Annotated in this window: 20 protein-coding genes and 2 tRNA genes; 17 read left to right on the forward strand and 5 right to left on the reverse strand. The window is 68.0% G+C overall.

What is annotated here, in order from left to right; genetic code table 11:
* Window positions 1–24: 24 nt before the first annotated feature.
* Window positions 25–1,992 (reverse strand): acetate--CoA ligase, encoded by a 1,968-nt coding sequence (acs, locus tag QMA07_RS01240; RefSeq protein WP_290159356.1) that lies wholly within the window; start codon window positions 1,990–1,992, stop codon window positions 25–27.
* 412 nt (window positions 1,993–2,404) lie between these two features.
* On the opposite strand from acs, the gene QMA07_RS01245 reads away from it, so the two are divergent.
* From QMA07_RS01245 to QMA07_RS01300, 12 genes are all read left to right on the forward strand, one after another.
* Window positions 2,405–3,418 carry a TadA family conjugal transfer-associated ATPase gene (locus QMA07_RS01245; protein ID WP_290159358.1) on the forward strand — a complete coding sequence of 338 codons (1,014 nt, stop codon included), beginning with the start codon at window positions 2,405–2,407 and terminating at the stop codon, window positions 3,416–3,418.
* Window positions 3,415–4,308 carry a type II secretion system F family protein gene (locus tag QMA07_RS01250; RefSeq protein ID WP_290159359.1) on the forward strand — a complete coding sequence of 298 codons (894 nt, stop codon included), beginning with the start codon at window positions 3,415–3,417 and terminating at the stop codon, window positions 4,306–4,308. Before QMA07_RS01245 ends, QMA07_RS01250 begins: the two co-directional genes overlap by 4 nt.
* 52 nt (window positions 4,309–4,360) lie before the next feature.
* Complete coding sequence (locus tag QMA07_RS01255) at window positions 4,361–4,558, forward strand: DUF4244 domain-containing protein (protein WP_290159360.1); 198 nt, start codon at window positions 4,361–4,363, stop codon at window positions 4,556–4,558.
* Window positions 4,558–4,902 (forward strand): TadE family type IV pilus minor pilin, encoded by a 345-nt coding sequence (locus QMA07_RS01260; RefSeq protein WP_290159361.1) that lies wholly within the window; start codon window positions 4,558–4,560, stop codon window positions 4,900–4,902. The genes QMA07_RS01255 and QMA07_RS01260 overlap by 1 nt, the downstream gene beginning before the upstream one ends.
* A 28-nt stretch (window positions 4,903–4,930) precedes the next feature.
* Window positions 4,931–5,260 (forward strand): helicase, encoded by a 330-nt coding sequence (locus QMA07_RS01265; protein WP_290159363.1) that lies wholly within the window; start codon window positions 4,931–4,933, stop codon window positions 5,258–5,260.
* A 97-nt stretch (window positions 5,261–5,357) separates the two neighbouring features.
* On the forward strand, window positions 5,358–8,216 hold the full coding sequence (gene topA / locus QMA07_RS01270) for a type I DNA topoisomerase (protein WP_290159364.1): 2,859 nt from the start codon (window positions 5,358–5,360) through the stop codon (window positions 8,214–8,216).
* A complete protein-coding gene (gene tmk / locus QMA07_RS01275) occupies window positions 8,213–8,842 on the forward strand; it encodes a dTMP kinase (RefSeq protein ID WP_290159365.1) in 630 nt (209 codons plus the stop codon). Before topA ends, tmk begins: the two co-directional genes overlap by 4 nt.
* A 92-nt stretch (window positions 8,843–8,934) precedes the next feature.
* Entirely contained in the window at window positions 8,935–10,092 is a 1,158-nt protein-coding gene (locus QMA07_RS01280) for a DNA polymerase III subunit delta' (protein WP_290159367.1), read from the forward strand.
* Window positions 10,089–11,645 (forward strand): alpha/beta hydrolase, encoded by a 1,557-nt coding sequence (locus QMA07_RS01285; RefSeq protein ID WP_290159369.1) that lies wholly within the window; start codon window positions 10,089–10,091, stop codon window positions 11,643–11,645. Before QMA07_RS01280 ends, QMA07_RS01285 begins: the two co-directional genes overlap by 4 nt.
* Before the next feature lie 51 nt (window positions 11,646–11,696).
* A tRNA-Thr gene (locus tag QMA07_RS01290) sits at window positions 11,697–11,772 on the forward strand.
* A gap of 84 nt (window positions 11,773–11,856) precedes the next feature.
* Window positions 11,857–12,438, forward strand: coding sequence for an isochorismatase family protein (locus tag QMA07_RS01295; RefSeq protein WP_290159370.1), 582 nt, complete (start codon window positions 11,857–11,859; stop codon window positions 12,436–12,438).
* Window positions 12,435–12,962 carry a DUF1697 domain-containing protein gene (locus tag QMA07_RS01300; protein WP_290159371.1) on the forward strand — a complete coding sequence of 176 codons (528 nt, stop codon included), beginning with the start codon at window positions 12,435–12,437 and terminating at the stop codon, window positions 12,960–12,962. Before QMA07_RS01295 ends, QMA07_RS01300 begins: the two co-directional genes overlap by 4 nt.
* Window positions 12,963–12,980: 18 nt before the next feature.
* Here QMA07_RS01300 and QMA07_RS01305 read toward each other — a convergent pair whose 3' ends face one another.
* A complete protein-coding gene (locus tag QMA07_RS01305; RefSeq protein ID WP_290159373.1) occupies window positions 12,981–13,181 on the reverse strand; it encodes a hypothetical protein in 201 nt (66 codons plus the stop codon).
* A gap of 25 nt (window positions 13,182–13,206) precedes the next feature.
* Between QMA07_RS01305 and QMA07_RS01310 the strand changes: the two genes are divergently transcribed.
* Entirely contained in the window at window positions 13,207–13,728 is a 522-nt protein-coding gene (locus QMA07_RS01310) for a CGNR zinc finger domain-containing protein (RefSeq protein ID WP_290159375.1), read from the forward strand.
* 29 nt (window positions 13,729–13,757) lie between these two features.
* On the opposite strand, the gene QMA07_RS01315 is transcribed toward QMA07_RS01310, so the two are convergent.
* From QMA07_RS01315 to QMA07_RS01325, 3 genes are all read right to left on the reverse strand, one after another.
* Entirely contained in the window at window positions 13,758–14,306 is a 549-nt protein-coding gene (locus QMA07_RS01315) for a type 1 glutamine amidotransferase domain-containing protein (RefSeq protein WP_290159376.1), read from the reverse strand.
* 109 nt (window positions 14,307–14,415) lie between these two features.
* Window positions 14,416–14,488 (reverse strand) — tRNA-Lys (locus QMA07_RS01320).
* Window positions 14,489–14,618: 130 nt separating this feature from the next.
* Window positions 14,619–15,281, reverse strand: coding sequence for a fasciclin domain-containing protein (locus QMA07_RS01325; RefSeq protein WP_290159475.1), 663 nt, complete (start codon window positions 15,279–15,281; stop codon window positions 14,619–14,621).
* Window positions 15,282–15,505: 224 nt separating this feature from the next.
* On the opposite strand from QMA07_RS01325, the gene sigK reads away from it, so the two are divergent.
* The 4 genes from sigK to QMA07_RS01345 all read left to right on the forward strand — a co-directional run bounded on the left by sigK (window position 15,506) and on the right by QMA07_RS01345 (window position 18,627).
* Window positions 15,506–16,105: an ECF RNA polymerase sigma factor SigK gene (gene sigK, locus QMA07_RS01330; protein ID WP_290159378.1), complete on the forward strand. Its 600-nt coding sequence runs from the start codon at window positions 15,506–15,508 to the stop codon at window positions 16,103–16,105.
* On the forward strand, window positions 16,102–16,911 hold the full coding sequence (locus QMA07_RS01335) for an anti-sigma factor (protein ID WP_290159381.1): 810 nt from the start codon (window positions 16,102–16,104) through the stop codon (window positions 16,909–16,911). The genes sigK and QMA07_RS01335 overlap by 4 nt, the downstream gene beginning before the upstream one ends.
* Before the next feature lie 28 nt (window positions 16,912–16,939).
* On the forward strand, window positions 16,940–17,569 hold the full coding sequence (locus QMA07_RS01340) for a DNA-directed RNA polymerase subunit beta (protein WP_290159383.1): 630 nt from the start codon (window positions 16,940–16,942) through the stop codon (window positions 17,567–17,569).
* 173 nt (window positions 17,570–17,742) lie between these two features.
* Window positions 17,743–18,627: an aminodeoxychorismate lyase gene (locus QMA07_RS01345; protein ID WP_290159385.1), complete on the forward strand. Its 885-nt coding sequence runs from the start codon at window positions 17,743–17,745 to the stop codon at window positions 18,625–18,627.
* Window positions 18,628–18,670 lie beyond the last annotated feature (43 nt).

Below are 18,670 nucleotides of genomic sequence, written 5' to 3' on the forward strand. Positions count from 1 at the left end.
GGGAGGGGGCGTTCTGCATCCGCCCTACCTGACCTGCGCCGAGATGATGCTCATCACCGCGGTGTCCGCCAGGGTCGTGGTGTCGCCGACCTCGCGGCCCTCGGCGACGTCGCGCAGCAGGCGCCGCATGATCTTGCCCGAGCGGGTCTTCGGCAGCTCCCCGACGATGTAGACGTCGCGGGGTCGTGCGATCGCGCCGATCTGCTCGCCGACCCAGAGGCGCAGCTGCTGAGCGAGACCGGCAGGGTCGTGCGCCGAGAGGTAGCTCTCCTTGATGATCACGAACGCGACGACCGCCTGGCCTGTGGTCTCATCGGCGGCTCCGACCACAGCGGCCTCGGCGGTGGCTTCGTGCGCCACGAGCGACGACTCGATCTCGGCGGTCGAGAGCCGGTGACCCGAGACGTTCATGACGTCATCCACCCGTCCGAGCAGCCAGAGGTCGCCGTCGCCGTCGAGACGAGCGCCGTCGCCCGCGAAGTAATAGCCCTGCTTCTCGAACTTCTCCCAGTAGGTCTCCTTGAAGCGCTCGGGGTCGCCCCAGATGCCGCGCAGCATGCTCGGCCAGGGGTCTGTGACCACGAGAAGCCCGCCGTTGCCATTGCCGACCTCTGCGCCGGTCTCATCGACCACGTCGATCGAGATCCCGGGAAGCGGCACCTGCGCGGAGCCGGGCTTGGTGGCGGTGACGCCGGGGAGTGCCGACACCATGATCGCGCCGGTCTCGGTCTGCCACCACGTGTCGACGATGGGGGTCTTGCCTGCACCGATCACATCGCGGTACCAGATCCAGGCTTCGGGGTTGATGGGTTCGCCCACCGAGCCGAGCAGGCGCAGCGACGACAGGTCGAACTTCGCCGGGACGCTGCGGCCGATCTTCATGAATGAGCGGATCGCTGTCGGCGCCGTGTAGAAGATCGAGACCTTGTACTTCTCGATGATCTCCCACCAGCGGCCGGGGTGCGGGGTGTCGGGGGTGCCCTCGTAGATCACCTGGGTCGCGCCGTTCGCGAGCGGGCCGTAGGTGACGTAGCTGTGTCCGGTGATCCATCCGATGTCGGCCGTGCACCAGTACACGTCGGTCTCGGGGTGCAGGTCGAACACGTACTTGTGCGAGTACGCGGCCTGGGTCAGGTATCCGCCGGAGGTGTGCAGGATGCCCTTGGGCTTTCCCGTCGTGCCCGAGGTGTAGAGGATGAAAAGCGGGTTCTCGGCGGGGAATGCCTCGGCCGTGTGCTCGGGCGAGGCGGCGGGAACCACGTCGTGCCACCAGAGGTCGCGGTCGTCCTGCCAGTCGACCTCGTTCTCGCCGCGCCTGACGACGAGCACGTGCTCGACGGTCTGCTGCTCGCCGTCACCGCGATCTGCGAGGGCCTGGTCGACAGCCGGCTTCAGCGCCGAGACACGGCCCTTGCGGTATCCGCCGTCTGCGGTGATGACGAGCTTGGCGCCCGCATCGTCGATGCGCGACCGCAGGCTGTCGGCGCTGAAACCGCCGAACACGACCGAGTGGATCGCGCCCACCCTGGCGACCGCGAGCATCGATGCGACCGCCTCGGGGATCATCGGCAGGTAGATCGCGACGCGGTCTCCGTGACCGACGCCGAGGCCCTCGAGCACATTGGCGACGCGCTTGACCTCGTCGGTGAGCTCGGCGTACGTGAGGGTGCGCGAGTCGCCCGGTTCGCCCTCCCAGTGCAGGGCGACGCGATCGCCGTTGCCTGCCTCGACATGACGATCGAGGCAGTTGTAGGCCACATTCAGCTCGCCGTCATCGAACCACTTCGCGAACGGAGGAGTCGACCAGTCGAGCACCCGGGTGAACGGCTTGTGCCATTCGAGAAGCTCGGCGGACTGAGCAGCCCAGAAGGCCTCACGGTCGGCCGCCGCGCTCTCGTACAGCGCGGGAGAGGACACCGACTGCGCGACGAACTCCTCGGAGGGCGGGAACTGGCGGGTCTCATCGAGAAGATGATCGATCTGGCTGCTCATCGGCAGGCGCTCCTTTGCGGCGTAGCAGGTCGTGCAGGCGTGAACGCGTCTCGGCACGATCAGGTCAGGGTGAATCTAGCTCCGGGCACGGACATCGCATACTGCCGAAAGTAGGTAGTCCGGTCGGTTTTGTCAGGACGGTAGCCTTGCGTACACTCGACGTCAGCCGAATTCTCATTCTGGCTTTGGCGTGCCCGATTCCCCCATGAGGGACGCCGTGGGCGGCATCTCATTCCCCCCGTGAGGTGCCGCCCTCTCTCCTTCGGGAGCGCTCCCATCGGAGGCTCGCTCCTCGTGTCCGCTATCGCGACCCTCTCTGCACGCCGAACGCCCGGCCGGGGTTGCCCACAGGTGCCGCCAGAGCATCGTCCCGGGTGGGCGGTGAGCTCGGTGCTGGGCCTAGCTTCGGGGGATGCCCGATCCCTTCGTCATCCAGCCGCGCGGCACGTCGTCGCTCGCCGACCGCACCACGCGACGCGGGGGGACACCGCTGCGGGTCGATCCCGTGTTCGGCCCGCTCGCGGAGCACTGCGCTGACGAGGAGGTCACCGACATCTTCGTCAACGGCGCCTCGGGGCTGTTCGTCGACCGGGGTCGCGGCACCGAGGCCGTGCAGGGGTGGAGCGCGTCCGAACGGGAGGTTCGCGATCTCGCGGTCGCGCTCGTCGGCCTCGGCGGTCGCCATCTCGACGACCAGGCGCCCTGCGTCGACGTGAGGCTCGACTCCGGCATCAGAGTGCATGCCATCCTCTCGCCGGTCTCGACGTCGGGCACGGCGCTGTCGATCCGTGTGCCCAGGGTGCGCGCCGCGGATCTCGATGCTCTGGCGGCGCTCGGCGCCTTCGACGCCAGGCAGCACAGCTGGCTGCTCGGCCTGGTGGCTGAACGTGCGAACATCCTCATCACCGGCGGCACCGGCACAGGCAAGACGACCCTGCTGTCGGCCCTGCTGTCGGCTGCGCCGACCTCCGAGCGCATCGTCACCATAGAGGATGTCGCCGAGCTGCGGCCGCAGCATCCGCACCACGTCGCTCTCGAGGCACGGCAGTCGAACCTCGAGGGTGCCGGCGGCATCAGCCTCGCACGGCTGGTCCGCGAGTCGCTGCGCATGCGCCCCGATCGTCTCGTGGTCGGGGAATGCCGGGGCGAAGAGGTGAGAGAACTGCTGACGGCTCTGAACACCGGGCATGACGGGGGCGCGGGGACCCTCCATGCGAGTGGTCTGAGCGATGTGCCTGCCCGGCTCGAAGCGCTCGGCGCGCTGGCATCGATGGACGCCACGGCGCTCGCACGCCAAGCCGTGAGCGCATTCACGATCGTTCTGCATCTCGACCGGACGCCCGGCGGTCAGCGCCGCATCGCGCAGGCAGGGGAGCTGGCGCTGACCGGCGACCGGCTGAGCATCGAGGAGGTGCGGCCGTGGTGAGCGCTCGGCGGCGCGGCACCGACGATGCGGGAACCGACGCGGCTACCTCGGTGCAGACGCTGGCCGTGCTGTTGCAGGCCGGAGCGGTGCCGTTGGTCGCGTGGCGCCACCTCGCCTCGATCGGCGATGTGCACGCGGCGTCCGTCGTGGATCGAGTGGACGACGGCGCCCCGCTCATCGCTGCGATCGAAGCTGAGGGAGGCCCCTGGCGAGACCTGGCCGCCGCGTGGGAAGTGGCGACAACGGTCGGGGCGCCGCTGGCCGAGGTGCTGCGGATGATCGCCGAGACGCTTCGTGACGCCGCTTCTGCGGCTGACGATGTGCGGATAGCTCTGGCGGAGCCTGCGGGCACCGCGCGTCTGCTCCTGTGGATGCCCTTCGCCGGTCTGCTGCTCGGTTTCGCCCTCGGCTTCGACACCCTCGGCGTCATCTTCGGGACACCTGCAGGCGCGGGCTGCGTCGTGGCCGGGCTCCTGCTCGTCCTCGCGGCCCGAGGCTGGACGAACCGACTGCTTCGGCGCGCGCGACCGGAGCCGGGAACACCGGGCATGCAGGCGGAACTCATGGCTGTCGCTCTCTCCGGGGGCGCCTCGATCGATCGTGCTCTGCGCCTTGTCGCGGACAGCCCGGCGTCTCGGCGCGGGGACGACGCTCGAATCCGTGCGGTGCTCGAGCTCTCGCACGCTGCGGGAGTGCCCGCCGGCGAACTTCTTCGTGCCTCCGCAGGCCAGGAGCGTCACGCGTCCCGCGTGGACGGACGCATGCGCGCGGCGAAGCTCTCGACGAAACTGCTGATCCCGCTCGGCGTCTGCACCCTGCCGGCTTTTCTCCTGCTGGGAGTCGCTCCGCTGCTGCTGAGCGTGCTCCTCTCGACTCCGCTGCCGCTATGACGGCTGCCGACCACAGGATGCTCGCGCATCCGCACATAGAAAGAAGGAACCGATGAACACTCTCCCTCCGCTCACCCAGCGCCGCTCCGCGACGCTGTTCGGAGACGACAGCGGCGCCGCCACCGCCGAATACGCGATCACGACGATGGCCGCCGTGGCTTTCGCGGGGCTGCTCGTCGTCATCATGAGATCGGACGAGGTGCGCGGCATCCTCACCGACCTGGTGCGTCGGGCTCTCACGGTCTCGTGATGAGCGCCGATCGTGACGGCGAGAGGGGGTCTGCGACCGCCGAGCTCGCACTCGCACTGCCCGCGGTGGTCCTCACGCTTCTGCTCGGGGCCGGCGCGCTGGGTGCGGCGTCTCGGCAGGTCGCGCTCCAGGATGCGTCGGCCGATGCCGCGCGCCTCCTCGGCCGAGGGGAAGACCCGGGCAGGGCATCGCGGGCGGTGTCGACCGCGGTTCACGGCGCCGGAATGTCGAGCAGCTCATCCGGAGACCTCGTCTGCGTCGAGGCGCACGCCGACGTCGTGATCGGCGGCTTCATCCGGATCCCGCTGCAGGCGTCCAGCTGCGCACTCGCCGGAGGGCTCTGATGACGACCATCGCAGGGGAGGGCGGCTGATGGCGGGCTCGGCTCTCGCGGCCGGTGTTCTCGCGGTCGCTGCGGCGCTCTCGCTGGGGCTCGCCGGAGTCGGGGGAGCAGCCGTCACGGCGCAGAGGGCCGCCGGCGCGGCAGACGCCGCGGCCCTCGCCGCAGCCGATGCGGCCAGCGGTGCGATCGTCGCGGCCGACGACCCGTGCGTCCTCGCCGCGCGGGTCGCGGCGGCGTCGGGCACGACCCTCACCGAGTGCGCCGTCGAGGGCTTCGTGGCGACTGTGCAGGTGAACGCGGCGTACGCTGGACTCGCTGCCGTCTCCCGAGCCCGTGCTGGGCCACCCGAGGGATCCTGACGGCGGCACGAGCACTTTCCGGCGAAAATGCAGGCGACCACTGTGACCAACCCATCACGGCGGTGTGTATGGTGTGCTTCGAAGAAAGGACGCTCCCTTGGCTGAAGGCAAGAAGCTCGTCATTGTCGAGTCCCCGACGAAGATGCGGTCGATTCAGGGATACCTCGGCGACGGCTATGAGGTGCTCAGCTCCGTCGGCCACATCCGCGACCTCGCCGACAAGAAGGACATCCCCGCCGCCGACAAGCAGGCGTACGGGAAGTACTCGATCGACGTCGACAACGACTTCGACCCCTACTACGTCGTGTCCGATCGCAAGACGAAGACCGTCGCCGAGCTCAAGCGTGCGCTCAAGACCGCCGACGAGCTCCTGCTCGCCACTGATGAGGACCGCGAAGGCGAGGCCATCGCCTGGCACCTGCTCGAGACTCTGAAGCCGAAGGTCCCCGTCAAGCGCATGGTCTTCCACGAGATCACGAAGGACGCGATCCAGGCGGCCATCGGCAACACCCGTGAACTCGACACAGACCTCGTCGACGCTCAGGAGACCCGCCGCATCCTCGACCGGCTGTACGGCTGGGATGTCTCGCCCGTGCTCTGGTACAAGGTCAAGACGGGCCTGTCGGCCGGACGCGTGCAGTCCGCCGCCACCCGCATGATCGTCGAGAGAGAGCGCGAGCGCATGGCGTTCGTGTCGGCAGAGTACTGGGATGTCGAAGCGCTCGCCTCGTCCTCTTCGGGCTTCAAGGTCCGCCTGGTCCGCGTCGACGGCGGACAGCTCGCCCGAGGCACCGACTTCGACGACGACGGAAAGCTCAAGAAGGCCGTCGTCGTCCTCGATGAGAAGAAGGCCGCGGCGCTGGCGCACGCGGTCGACGCCGCGGGCACCGGTGCGGTGACCAAGGTCGAAGCGAAGCCCGGAACCCGCAGCCCGTACGCACCGTTCACGACCTCCACCATGCAGCAGGAGGCCGGTCGAAAGCTCTCGATGAGCGCGAAGCAGGCGATGAGCGTTGCCCAGCGGCTGTACGAAAAGGGATACATCACCTATATGCGTACCGACTCGGTGGCGCTGAGCACCCAGGCGGTGCAGGCGGCTCGCAGTCAGGCCGTCGCGCTCTACGGCGACACCGCGGTCCCGCTCAAGCCTCGCGCCTACAAGTCGAAGAGCAAGAACGCGCAGGAGGCGCATGAGGCGATCCGTCCCTCGGGCGAGAACTTCCGCACGCCGAAGTCCGTCTCCTCGGAGCTGGACCGCGAGGAGCACCGTCTGTACGACCTGATCTGGAAGCGCACCGTCGCCAGCCAGATGGCCGACGCGAAGTACGAGACCACGACGGTCACGATCGCGGTCGATGCAGCCGGGCAGAACGCCGAGTTCACCGCGTCCGGCACCGTGTACACGTTCAAGGGCTTCCTCGAGGCCTATGAAGAGGGACGCGACGAGAAGCGCAACGACAAGGATGCCGACGAGAACCAGTCGCTTCCCGTGGTCGCCGTGGGCGACGAGCTGCGCATGTCGGATGCCGAGGCCAAGGGCCACCGCACCACCCCCAAGCCGCGCTTCACGGAGGCATCGCTGGTCAAGGCGCTCGAAGAGCACGGCATCGGCCGCCCCTCGACCTTCGCCAGCATCATCGGCACCGTGATCGACCGAGGGTACGCGACCAAGCGCGGACAGGCGCTGGTTCCGACCTGGCTCGCATTCAGCGTGGTCAGGTTGCTCGAAGAGCATTTCGCCGACCTGATCGACTACGACTTCACCGCGGCGCTCGAAGACGATCTCGACGCGATCGCCCGGGGCGAGCAGAAGCGGGTCGAGTGGCTGCGTTCCTTCTACTACGGCTCTGATTCGCACGTCGGCCTCCGCCAGACCGTCGACAACCTCGGCGAGATCGATGCGCGGGCGCTCAACTCCACGCCCATCACCGACACAGCCACGCTGCGTTTCGGCAAGTACGGCCCCTACCTCGAGGTCGCGAACCCCGAGGCTCCCGATGAGAAGCCGCGCATCGTGAACGTGCCCGAAGATCTGGCGCCCGATGAGCTGACGGCGGCCAAGGCGCAGGAGCTCATCGATGCGCCGGTCGCCGGCGACCGCGTGCTGGGCACCAACCCGGACAATGGCAAGATCGTCGTCGTCAAGGACGGACGCTTCGGACCCTACGTGCAGGAGAACGACCCGGTGTCCGAGGACGCCGCGGTCGACGAGGCGACCGGCGAGGTCGTCGATGCTCCTAAGCCCAAGCGGGGGGCGAAGAAGGCCACGGCGCCCAAGCAGCGCACCGCCTCGCTGTTCCGCTCGATGTCCGTCGACACGATCGACCTCGACACCGCTCTGCAGCTGCTCAGCCTGCCGCGCATCGTCGGAGCCGACCCCGAGAGCGGTGAGGAGATCACCGCTCAGAACGGTCGATTCGGTCCGTACCTGAAGAAGGGCACGGACTCCCGCTCGCTCGAGAGCGAGTCGGAGATCTTCGACGTGACGCTCGAGAAGGCACTCGAGATCTACGCGCAGCCGAAATACGGCGCCGGATCCCGCCGTGCGTCGAGTGCGCTGGCCGAGTTCGAAGCTGACCCGGTCAGCAACAAGCCGATCCGCATCCGCGACGGGCGCTTCGGCGCCTATGTCACCGACAGCGAGACGAATGTGACGATCCCCCGCGGGCAGAAGGTCGAGGACATCACCTTCGAGATCGCCGTGCAGATGCTCGCCGACAAGCGCGCGAAGGGTCCGGCTCCCAAGCGCGGCGCAGCCGCGAAGAAGGCGCCGGCCAAGAAGCCCGCAGCCAAGAAGCCTGCAGCCAAGAAGGCGCCGGCCAAGAAGCCTGCGGCGAAGAAGGCCCCGGCCAAGACGACGGCGACGGATGCCGAGAAAGCAGCCGCACGGTCCGCGGCAGCCAAGAAGGCGGCGGCGACTCGCGCCGCGAACGCCGCGAAGAAGGCCGGTTCGTGACGTCAGGCCCGGGAATCTGGATCACCCTCGAGGGCGGAGACGGATCGGGCAAGACCACGCAGTCGAACCTCCTCTCCCAGTGGATGACGGATGAAGGGCTGACAGTCGTGCGCACCCGCGAGCCGGGTGGGTCCGAGGTCGGTCAGCTGATCCGCGACATCGTGCTGCACCACCGAGGCGACATCGCGCCGCGCGCCGAGGCTCTTCTCTACGCCGCCGACCGCGCGCACCATGTGGCGACGGTCGTCCGGCCCGCTCTCGCCCGCGGCGAGGTCGTGCTGCAGGATCGCTATCTCGACTCATCCGTCGCCTACCAGGGCGCAGGGCGTGTGCTCGACGGCGACGAGATCCGCAACCTGTCGCTGTGGGCCGCAGAGGGCGCGCTGCCCGATCTCACCGTGCTGCTCGACCTCGCGCCCGAGTCTGCGCGCCTGCGACTCGATTCGGCCGACAAGCCCTTCGACCGGCTCGAGGCAGAGAAGACCGAGTTCCACGCGCGGGTCCGCGACGCGTACCTCGCTCTGGCGCGAGCCGAACCGGAGCGGTTCCTGGTCATCGACGCCGCAGCGGCACCCGAGGTCATCGCTGCGCAGATCCGCGAGCGGGTCGCGACGCTGATCGGCTGAGCCGGACGCGCGGTACTGCGCGTGCAGCCGACGAGCCCGCGCTCTCGACGGCGGTTGCCGCGCACGTCGGTGCTCCCGATTAGGCTGAGGACATGCCCCAGACTGTCGCCGCCCCTTTCCCGTGGGCCGATGTGTGGGGGCAGGATGCTGCTGTCGACACTCTGCGCAACGCCGCATCCGATCCCTCCGCGCTGTCGCACGCGTGGCTCATCACCGGCCCTCCCGGGTCAGGCCGATCCACGCTCGCGCACGCCTTCGCCGCCGCACTCGTAGCGGATCACCCCGATGACGAGGCGGCGATGCGTCAGGTGCTCGCGGGAACGCATCCCGATGTCACCGCCTTGCGCACCGACAAGGTCATCATCACGATCGCGGAGGCGCGTGCGCTCGTCGAGCGCTCGTACTTCGCGCCGTCGGCCGGCCGCTATCGCGTGATCGTGGTCGAAGATGCCGACCGCATGGTCGAGCGCACCTCCAACGTGCTGCTGAAAGCTCTCGAAGAGCCCCCCGAGCAGACGGTCTGGATCCTCTGCGCCCCGAGCGAAGCCGACCTGCTGCCGACGATCCGCTCACGCGTGCGCTCGCTGCGACTGCGCGAGCCCGATGTCGCAGACGTCGCACGCCTGATCACCCTTCGCACGGGGGTCGACGAGGACATCGCCGAGCAGGCCGCTCGTCATGCGCAACGGCACATCGGCATGGCCCAGCGTCTCGCCACCGATGAGGCTGCCCGTCGCCGCCGCGACGAGACCCTGCGGTCGGTGCTGGGGGTTCGCGGCGTCAATGACGCCGTCGAGGTCGCCGGTCGCATCATCCAGGCCGCCACCGACGACGCCAAGGCGCTCACCGCCGAGCGCGACGCAGCCGAGCGCGCATCTCTGCTCCGGATGGTCGGCATCGCCGAGGGGCAGGCCGTTCCCCCCGCTCTGCGGACGCAGATCTCCGCGCTGGAGGACGACCAGAAGAAGCGTGCGACCCGAAGTCTGCGTGACGGCATCGACAGAGTGCTCACCGATCTGCAGTCGCTGTTCCGTGACGTCGTCATGCTGCAGTTCGGCAGAGATGACGAGCTGATCAATCGCGAGCTTCGCGAAGATCTGGCCGCGCTGGCAGCGGCCTGGCCCGAGACCCGTACTCTTGTCGTACTCGACCACCTTGCCGACACGCGCCAGTCGCTGGAGCGCAACGTCGCACCGCTGCTCGCCCTCGAGAGCTTGCTCGTGACTGTCACGAGCGGGAGGACACCGTGAACAACCGACCGACTTCCCGCTTCCGACGTACCGTCGCCGTGATCGCAGGCCTCGCCGCAGCCTCGGTCGTGCTCTCCGGATGCCTGTATTCGATGATCCCCGAGCAGGCCGCACCGAAGCCCTCCACCACGAACGCTCCAGACACCGAAGGCGTGGCAGAAGACCTGCTGCCGTTCTACGGGCAGACGCTCACCTGGAGCGAGTGCGGTCCCGGATTCGACTGCACAGACGTGACCGCTCCGCTCGATTGGGAGAACCCGAGCGACGGCGAGATCACCCTCTCCGTCGTGCGCCATCAGGCGACGGGGACTTCCCAGGGCTCATTGCTCACGAACCCCGGTGGCCCCGGCGCCAGCGGTGTCGAGCTCATCCGCGACAGCCTCGACTTCGCCGTCGGCGCCGATCTCATCGACAACTACGACGTGATCGGGTTCGATCCCCGCGGCGTCGGAGAATCGACCGCCGTGACCTGCTTCGATGCTGCAGGCATGGACGACTATCTCTACACGATCCCCGCAGGCAAGCGGGGGAGCGCGGAATGGGAGGCCGAGCTGCTCGAGGCACACAAGGAGTTCGCGGAAGCGTGCGAGGCCAACAGCGGCGGCATCCTGCCCTATGTCACCACGATCAACGCGGCACGGGACATGGATCTGATCCGCGCTGTCCTCGGCGACAAGCAGCTGAACTACATCGGCTACTCGTACGGCACGTTCCTCGGCGCGACCTACGCCGACCTCTACCCCGACAAAGCGGGGCGGCTCGTGCTCGACGGAGCGATCGACCCGGCCGTCTCGGGGCTCGATGTCGGAGCGACGCAGGCGCTCGGATTCGAATCGGCCCTCCGCGCGTACATGCAGAACTGCCTCGACTCGGGCGAGTGCCCCTTCAACGGCACGGTCGATGAGGCCATGGCCGACCTCGGGGCGCTCCTCGCGAGCGTCGACGCGGCGCCGCTCGAGAACGGTGACGGACGCATGCTGGGCGCGGATGCGCTGATGACCGGCATCATCGCGGCCCTGTACTCGGCAGACAGCTGGCAGTACCTGACGCAGGCGCTCGACGAGGCCCTGCAGGGTGACCCGACGACGGCATTCTTCCTCGCCGATTTCTACAACGGACGCGAGAACGGCACCTATCTCGACAACTCGAGCGAAGCGTTCCGCGCCTACAACTGCATGGACTATCCGGTCGAAGACGACCCCGCGGCGGAGGCGGCGACCGAGAAGAAGATCGCCGACGGAGCGCCGACCATCGCTCCGTACTGGAGCGGCCCGGATTCCTGCTCGGTGTGGCCCTACCCGCCCACCGGCACGCGTGGCGAGATCAACGCCGAGGGGGCGGGCCCGATCCTCGTGGTCGGCACGACCAATGACCCGGCGACGCCGTACGAGTGGTCGGAGTCGCTCGCCGGGCAGCTGGAGGAGGGTGTTCTGATCACCCGAGTGGGCGAAGGTCACACCGGATACAACAAGGGCAACGCGTGCGTCGACGGCGCTGTCGAGGCGTTCCTCCTCGATGATGTCGTGCCCGAGAGCGACGTGCGCTGCGAGTGATCCTGGCTCGATTCGCGGTGCGGCTCCGGAACGGGTAATATCGATGATCGCGCCGCTTTAGCTCAGTCGGCAGAGCATTTCACTCGTAATGAAAAGGTCGTCAGTTCGATTCTGACAAGCGGCTCCAGCAGGCCCCGTGATGTGAACAACATCCCGGGGCCTTTTGGTTTCCTGCCTTGGGGTCGCCGGCGGGGCGGCGTACTCTCAGATCATGAGCAGAGCACTTCTGATCGTCGACGTGCAGAACGACTTCACTGAGGGCGGTGCATTGCCCGTCGACGGCGGTGATGCCGTGGCATCCGCTGTCTCCGCCTTCCTGGCCGCGCACGCGGCGGAGTACGACGTCATCGTCGCGTCGCGCGACTGGCATGACGCCGAGGGCGACAACGGCGGCCACTTCGGAGAGGCGCCGGACTTCGTCGACACGTGGCCCGTCCACTGCGTCGCGGGCACGCCCGGCGCCGAATACGATCCGCTGCTGGTGACCGATGCGGTCACGCATCACGTGTACAAAGGGCAGGGGCGCCCCGCATATTCGATGTTCGAGGGCGCGACCGAATCGGGCGAGACCGTCGGCGCGATCCTCACAGCTGCGGGTGTCCTGACCGCCGATGTCGTCGGCATCGCCACAGACCACTGCGTGCGGGCCTCTGCGCTCGACGCGGTGGCGCACGGGGTTCGGGTGCGGGTCTTCACCGATCTCATCGCGGGTGTCGCATCTGAGCCGAGTGCGGCGGCTCTCGCAGAACTCGCTCACACGGGCGCCGAGCTCATCGAGAGCGACACTGCATGACCCGCAGCGTCCTGCTGCTGCGAGCGGTCAACGTCTCGGGTCGTAACCGGGTGCCGATGGCTCAGCTGCGCGAGGTGCTCGCTCCCGTGCTGGGCGAAGTGTCGACCTACATCGCGAGCGGCAACATCGTGTGCGAGCACCCGGAGGATCCGCCGTCGGCATGTGCGCGGGTCCGCGCGCTGATCGCGGGCGAGTTCGACGTCGACACACCGGTGATCCTGCGGACGCACGACGCCCTCGCCCACGCTCTGGACGCACACCCGTTCGGCGGCGCGTCGGAGAAGCTCCTCCACGCGATGTTCCTCGAGGGGCCGGCAGCGCCAGGCGCCGTCGAGGCGCTCCAGGAGCGGCTCGTGCCGGGGGAGCGGATCGCCCTGGTCGGCGACGATCTCTGGATCGACTACGCCGACGGCGGGGTGCACAGCACGAAGCTCACCAAGGCTGTTCTCGACCGCGCGCTCGGTGTCGCCGGCACGGCGCGAAACCTCCGCACCGTCCGGAAGCTCGCTGAGCTGACCGCATGAACCCCTCCAGGCTCGGACTCAGCCCGAAGTCTCGCGGCTGATCGCGGCGGGAGGTGTCAGCGGGTGCTCCTGCAGGTCGACGCGATGCGTACCGCAGCCGGCGCACCGGACATACACGACGACGCCCTCACTGGTCGGATGCCGCGAGTCCGCGACCCAGGCATGTTCATGTGCGGGAGTGATCTGGCGGGGGATCGGCAGGGTGTGCAACGTGGTCATGCATCCAGCGTGATGTAATGGCCTTATGCATCTCAACCCTTACGGTGAGTATGCGGTTCTCCTGGCCGCATCCCTCGCCGATGACTTCCCCGTCGATCGTGCGGGCATCGAGGAGCGCACCCTCGAGATGGGCATGACGATGACGTTCCCGCCCGCCCCCGACGACCACGAACGGGTGCGCGAAGTCGTCGACGACTGGCTGCGGGTCGTCGACGCGACGGATCCGGATGCTCGCGCCGAGATCCTCAATGCGCAGATGGTCGACGCTGCGGCATACCCGCGCCTGACGAACCACGACGGCGAAGGCTGGCACCTGCACTACCGCGACGACGTGAGATCTCTGCCGTACGTGCTGCGCGCCGTCTTCGCCGTGGGCACGTCGCTGCACCTCGTCACCCGTGGCATGGATCGACTGGGCCGCTGCGCTGCCTCGCCCTGCATGAACGTGGTCGTCGACGTGACCCGCAACGGGCGGCAGCGGTTCTGTTCGGTGCGCTGTGCGAACAGAGCGGCGGTCCGGCGTCACAGGGCGCGCACCGGCGCCTGACACCGGACCGCCGGGTGTTCGGATTCAGATCACGCGGTCTGCCCTGCGTGCCGGCCTTCGGCGACCTCTTCGATCAGCTTCGCGTTGAAAGCGGGGAGATCGTCGGGAGTGCGGCTGGATACGAGGCCCTCGTCGACCACCACTTCCTCGTCGACCCAGGTGGCTCCGGCGTTGCGGAGGTCGGTCGCGAGGCTCGGGTAGCTGGTGAGCGTGCGTCCGTCGACCACGCCGGCTTCGATCAGGATCCACGCTCCGTGGCAGATGACCGCGACCGGCTTGTGCTGCTCGAAGAACGAGCGGGCGAGGTCGATCGACGCCTTGTCGAGCCGCAGGTGGTCGGCGTTCACGACGCCACCCGGAAGCACGAGAGCGTCGAACTCGTCGGCCTTCGCGGTCTCGGAGGTGAGGTCGACGTGCTGCACGTGGCCGTTCTTCCCGGTGATCTGCTGTCCGTCCGGTGCGATGAGCGTGGCGCTCGCGCCCTCGCCCTGCACCGCTTCCCACGGGCTGGTCAGCTCGCTGTCCTCGAATCCGTCTGTCGCGAGGAATGCCACTCGGCTGTCGGTGAGAGTCGCCATGATGCGTCCTTTCGTGGGGTGAGTGTCCCGGATGGGGACGCCACGACTCTCTCGCAGGGTGCTGATGTGCTGAAGGGGGTGGCCGGATCCGGCCGACGGTGATAAACGGTGGGCCCCGTGGGGCTCGAACCCACGACCCGCGGATTAAAAGTCCGATGCTCTGCCAACTGAGCTAGAGGCCCGCCCCTCCAGTCTAGGGCGCAAAGAAGGAGCCGCTGACGACGTGTCGCCAGCGGCTCCTTCTCCATCCCACCGACCTCCCCCGAGAGGTGAGACGGCTTACCGAGTGTCAAGCCTCGGCGTTCCCGGGCCTTACTCGGCCGGGGGCATCAGGACCGTGTCGATGAGGTACACGGTCGCGTTGGCGGTCTGAACTCCACCGCAGATGACGGAGGCGTCGTTGACCATCAGGTCGTCGCCGCTGCCGGTGACCTCGAGGTCGGCACCCTGGACCGTGGCGTGCATGCCGGGGATCTCGTCAGGAGTGATCTGGCCGGGGACCACGTGGTACGTCAGGATCGAGCTCAGCGTGGCGCTGTCGGTCTTGAGAGCCTCGATGGTGGCCGGGTCGATCTTCGCGAAGGCGTCGTCGACCGGAGCGAAGACGGTGAACTCGTCGCCGTTCAGGGTGTCGACGAGGTCGACATCCGGGTTCAGCTGTCCGCTGACCGCAGCCACCAGCGTGGTGAGCAGCGGGTTGTTGGATGCTGCGGTGGCGACCGGGTCGAGAGCCATGCCCTCGACGGATCCTGCGCCGTCCGGAACAGCCTCTGCGTATGCGGCGCAGCCGGAGCCGACCAGGTTCGCGGCCGGGTCCATCGTCTCGGTCTCGGGAGCCATCGTCTCGGACGACTCGGGAGCCGTCGACTCGGCCGGCTCTTCAGTGGTGCCGCCCATGGAACATCCGGCGAGCACGAATGCGCTCGCAAGACCGAGGGTGATGGCTGCGGTGACCTTCTTCTTGGTGCTGAACATCTCGAGCTCCTTGAGAATCTCAGCCACGGCCTCTCCGTGGCGTTGACAGTCGTTCGGAGCCCCTCCGGGATCGGATGGGAGAAATCGCAAAGAATTTTCCACGCGACCGAATCCAATCCGGTTCGGGGGTCCGCAGCGAACAGGTTTCGACGAAGAACACTTAAGAGGACTCGTTTCCGTCACTTTCGGGCGGTCGCTGCGCGGGAAAGCGGGGTGAATGCGGCATGCTGTTAGAGATGGTCATCGATGGAATGGACGTACCCGAAGACGGTACGGCTCGGGATGCTGTCGCTGACCTGCTCATTCGCATCGGCGACGGTGATCAGCGCGCGTTCGCGGAGCTCTACGACACTCTGTCCTCCCGCGTCTTCGGCCTCATCCTCAGGGTTCTCGTGAATCGCTCCCAGAGCGAAGAGGTCCTGCAGGAGGTCTTCTTGGAGATCTGGCAATCCGCTTCGAAGTTCGCTCCGAACAAGGGGCAGGGAAGAACCTGGGTGATGACGATCGCGCACCGTCGTGCGGTCGACCGGGTTCGGGCGTCCCAGTCCAGCGCGGACCGGGACGTGCGAGCCGGGTTCAGAGATATCGGAGTCGCGCACGACAGTGTCGCGGAGACGGTGGAACTGGGCATCGAGGGCGAGAAGGTCGTTCACGCGCTCTCGGGTCTTCCTGAGGCGCAGCGCGAAGCTCTCGTTCTGGCCTACTACGGCGGTTACAGTCAGAACGAAGTGGCGGTGCTCGTGGGAGCGCCGCTGGGGACGATCAAGACACGGATGCGAGATGGGCTCTCGCGACTGAGGACAGCTATGGGGGTGACAGCATGAACGAGCAGGAATTCGCAGAACTGGCAGCAGGAGCAGCGATCGACGCGCTGTCGCCCGATGATCAGCAGCGGTATCACGCTGCGCTCGCAGCACACCCGGAATGGCAGCGCATCGTGGATGCCGACGCCGACAGCGCTGGCTTCCTGGCCGAGGGTGTGACGCGCGCCGCTCCGTCGCCTGACATCCGCGCCGCTCTGCTCGCACGCATCGCCGTCACGCCGCAGCACGGCGATATCGTGCTCGCGGACTCGATGCCTGATGCCACACCTGACGAGACGACGGATGCCGCACCGGTGACCGACTCAGCGCTCGCCGCACTCGGTGGAGAGGATGCTCCGAAGGCTCCGGCGCACCGGCTCCGGTTCCTCTTCACGCTCGCCGCATGCCTCGCGCTGCTCGTGGGCGTGGGGGCGGGCGCAGTCGCGATCAACACGTACATCAACCGACCGGCGAGTGTCGTCGCGCTCGAGGACATCCAGGCGGCCGACGACGCCCAGCAGGCCAGCGTGTCACTCGAGAGCGGTGGCACTGCGACCGCGCACTGGTCGGCGTCGCTCGGCAAGTCCGTGCTCGTGACCGACGGCATCCCGTCCCTCGCCGAGGGCGAGACGTACGAGCTCTGGTACGTGCGCGGCGATACTCCGGTGTCGGCAGGTGTGTTCGCGGCAGACGGCGGGGAAGCGACAGCCGTGCTCGCCGGGGAGATGCACGCGGGCGATGTGATCGCGGTCACGGTCGAGCAGGACGGAGGCTCGCCCTCGGGTCTGCCGACCTCCGATCCCGTCGTCGTGATCCCGACGGCCTGATCTCTCGGATCGCGCGTACCCTGGACTGATGCCTGAGCAGTTCTCCCGTCCGGTGCGCCGGCCCACCACCGCCTTCGACAACATCGTCGGCAGTCACGATCCCGCCGAGGAGACACGTGTCGCGCATGCGACCGCATCCGCTCTGCTGACCCGGGTGCGCGCCGACGAGAGCGGCGTGAGCGCCGATCGACTCGTCGCCTTCACCGACGAGCACGGCATCGACGAGATCGCCGAGCTCTGGTCCAAGGCGCCGTCTCGCACCCTGCCGGGTGCGTTGTGGCGCCTGTACATCCTGCAGCTGTCCATCCACGGCGATCCGCAGACCGCCGCTCTGCTGTACGAGCGGGGCAGAGTGGAGCTCTCTTCTGTGGATGCCGTGATCGCCGGAGCGCCTGTGCCGGCGAATCCGGATGAACTGGTCGCCCTCATCGACACGATTCTGCGCGGTGCATTCCGGGGCGACTTCGCTGTGGCGCTCGACAGGGCGGCCGCGTTCTGTCGCGTGCAGGCATCGGGGGCGACGCACACCGCCGACGATTACGAGCCGACCGAGCCGTCGCGAGCGAGCGAGCTCACGACGCGGGCGCTCCGGCTGAGCAGCTACGCGCAGGATCTGTCGGCCTCTGCAGCGCTCTGGCGCACCGGCGCCCTGGCCTGATTCGACGCGGCGGTCGGGGTTCGCGCCCGGGTATGAGAAGACCGGGCCGCAAAAACGCCTCTCGGCGGAAGGCCGCTCGCAGCGGCAAAAATTGGAGCCCGGGGTTATGCGGCCCGGCCACTCCAGTGTAACAAGATCACGCGGAGGCTATTCCCGGGCTCTAGGCTCGGATCATGACACGGCGCTTTGCTCTGATGATCGATCCTGCGGCGGCTGACGTCGACCGCTCCGACTTCGCAGACTCGTTCACTCTCGTCGATGCGGCGGCCCCGGCACTGAGCGTGGGGGAGCTGAGCACTCAGCGCGGCGACGGGGTCTTCGAGTCGATCGGCGTGATCGACGGGCACGCGCAGGAGGTCGTACCGCACCTCGAGCGGCTCGTGCACTCGGCGCAGCTGTGCGACCTGCCCATCCCGAATCAGACGCAGTGGCATCAGGCCATCGATCGTGCCGCCGCCCACTGCGAGAAGGGCGAGTACGTCATCAAGCTCATCCTCAGTCGTGGTGTCGAACACGGACCGACGCCGACCGCCTGGGTCACGGCTGCGCCGGCATCGGACTTCTCCGGGGTGCGTGCGCGGGGAATCCGCGTCGTCACCCTAGACCGCGGGTACGACCTCGACGTCGCCGAGAAGGCGCCGTGGCTGCTGCTCGGGGCGAAGACCCTCTCGTATGCGGTCAACATGGCGGCGCTTCGCGAGGCGCACCGACGCGGAGCGGACGACGCGATCTTCCTGTCGCGCGACGGCTTCGTGCTCGAGGCGCCGACCGCGTCGCTGATCCTGCGCTTCGGCGACCGATTCGTGACCCCGGCGCCGAACGGCGGCATCCTGCACGGCACGACCCAGCTCAGCGTCTACGAACACCTCACCGCGCGTGGACTCCTCGCGGAGTACGCCCAGGTGCCGGCATCCGACCTGCCGCGTGCCGATGCTGCGTGGCTCGTCTCGAGCGTCCGCCTCGCCGCCGCGATCACCGCCATCGACGGCGTCGAGCTGCCCGTCGACCACACTCTCACGGCCGAACTCAACGAGTACCTCCTCTCGCCCCGCGACTGAGACGACGAAACGCCGTGGGACCAGAGGGTCTCACGGCGTTTCG

Source organism: Microbacterium sp. APC 3901, assembly GCF_030407765.1.
Classification (GTDB): Bacteria; Actinomycetota; Actinomycetes; order Actinomycetales; family Microbacteriaceae; genus Microbacterium.

Excerpts from the sequence above, each read along its gene's own strand:
- QMA07_RS01315 (WP_290159376.1), bottom strand. The coding sequence starts at position 14,306 with ATGGCGACTCTCACCGACAGCCGAGTGGCATTCCTCGCGACAGACGGA.
- QMA07_RS01265 (WP_290159363.1), top strand. The coding sequence starts at position 4,931 with ATGGCGGGCTCGGCTCTCGCGGCCGGTGTTCTCGCGGTCGCTGCGGCG.
- QMA07_RS01335 (WP_290159381.1), top strand. The coding sequence starts at position 16,102 with ATGAACGAGCAGGAATTCGCAGAACTGGCAGCAGGAGCAGCGATCGAC.
- QMA07_RS01260 (WP_290159361.1), top strand. The coding sequence starts at position 4,558 with ATGAGCGCCGATCGTGACGGCGAGAGGGGGTCTGCGACCGCCGAGCTC.
- QMA07_RS01300 (WP_290159371.1), top strand. The coding sequence starts at position 12,435 with ATGACCCGCAGCGTCCTGCTGCTGCGAGCGGTCAACGTCTCGGGTCGT.
- QMA07_RS01255 (WP_290159360.1), top strand. The coding sequence starts at position 4,361 with ATGAACACTCTCCCTCCGCTCACCCAGCGCCGCTCCGCGACGCTGTTC.
- QMA07_RS01295 (WP_290159370.1), top strand. The coding sequence starts at position 11,857 with ATGAGCAGAGCACTTCTGATCGTCGACGTGCAGAACGACTTCACTGAG.
- QMA07_RS01245 (WP_290159358.1), top strand. The coding sequence starts at position 2,405 with ATGCCCGATCCCTTCGTCATCCAGCCGCGCGGCACGTCGTCGCTCGCC.
- QMA07_RS01340 (WP_290159383.1), top strand. The coding sequence starts at position 16,940 with ATGCCTGAGCAGTTCTCCCGTCCGGTGCGCCGGCCCACCACCGCCTTC.
- acs (WP_290159356.1), bottom strand. The coding sequence starts at position 1,992 with ATGAGCAGCCAGATCGATCATCTTCTCGATGAGACCCGCCAGTTCCCG.
- QMA07_RS01345 (WP_290159385.1), top strand. The coding sequence starts at position 17,743 with ATGACACGGCGCTTTGCTCTGATGATCGATCCTGCGGCGGCTGACGTC.
- QMA07_RS01280 (WP_290159367.1), top strand. The coding sequence starts at position 8,935 with ATGCCCCAGACTGTCGCCGCCCCTTTCCCGTGGGCCGATGTGTGGGGG.
- QMA07_RS01325 (WP_290159475.1), bottom strand. The coding sequence starts at position 15,281 with ATGTTCAGCACCAAGAAGAAGGTCACCGCAGCCATCACCCTCGGTCTT.
- QMA07_RS01310 (WP_290159375.1), top strand. The coding sequence starts at position 13,207 with ATGCATCTCAACCCTTACGGTGAGTATGCGGTTCTCCTGGCCGCATCC.
- sigK (WP_290159378.1), top strand. The coding sequence starts at position 15,506 with ATGCTGTTAGAGATGGTCATCGATGGAATGGACGTACCCGAAGACGGT.
- QMA07_RS01305 (WP_290159373.1), bottom strand. The coding sequence starts at position 13,181 with ATGACCACGTTGCACACCCTGCCGATCCCCCGCCAGATCACTCCCGCA.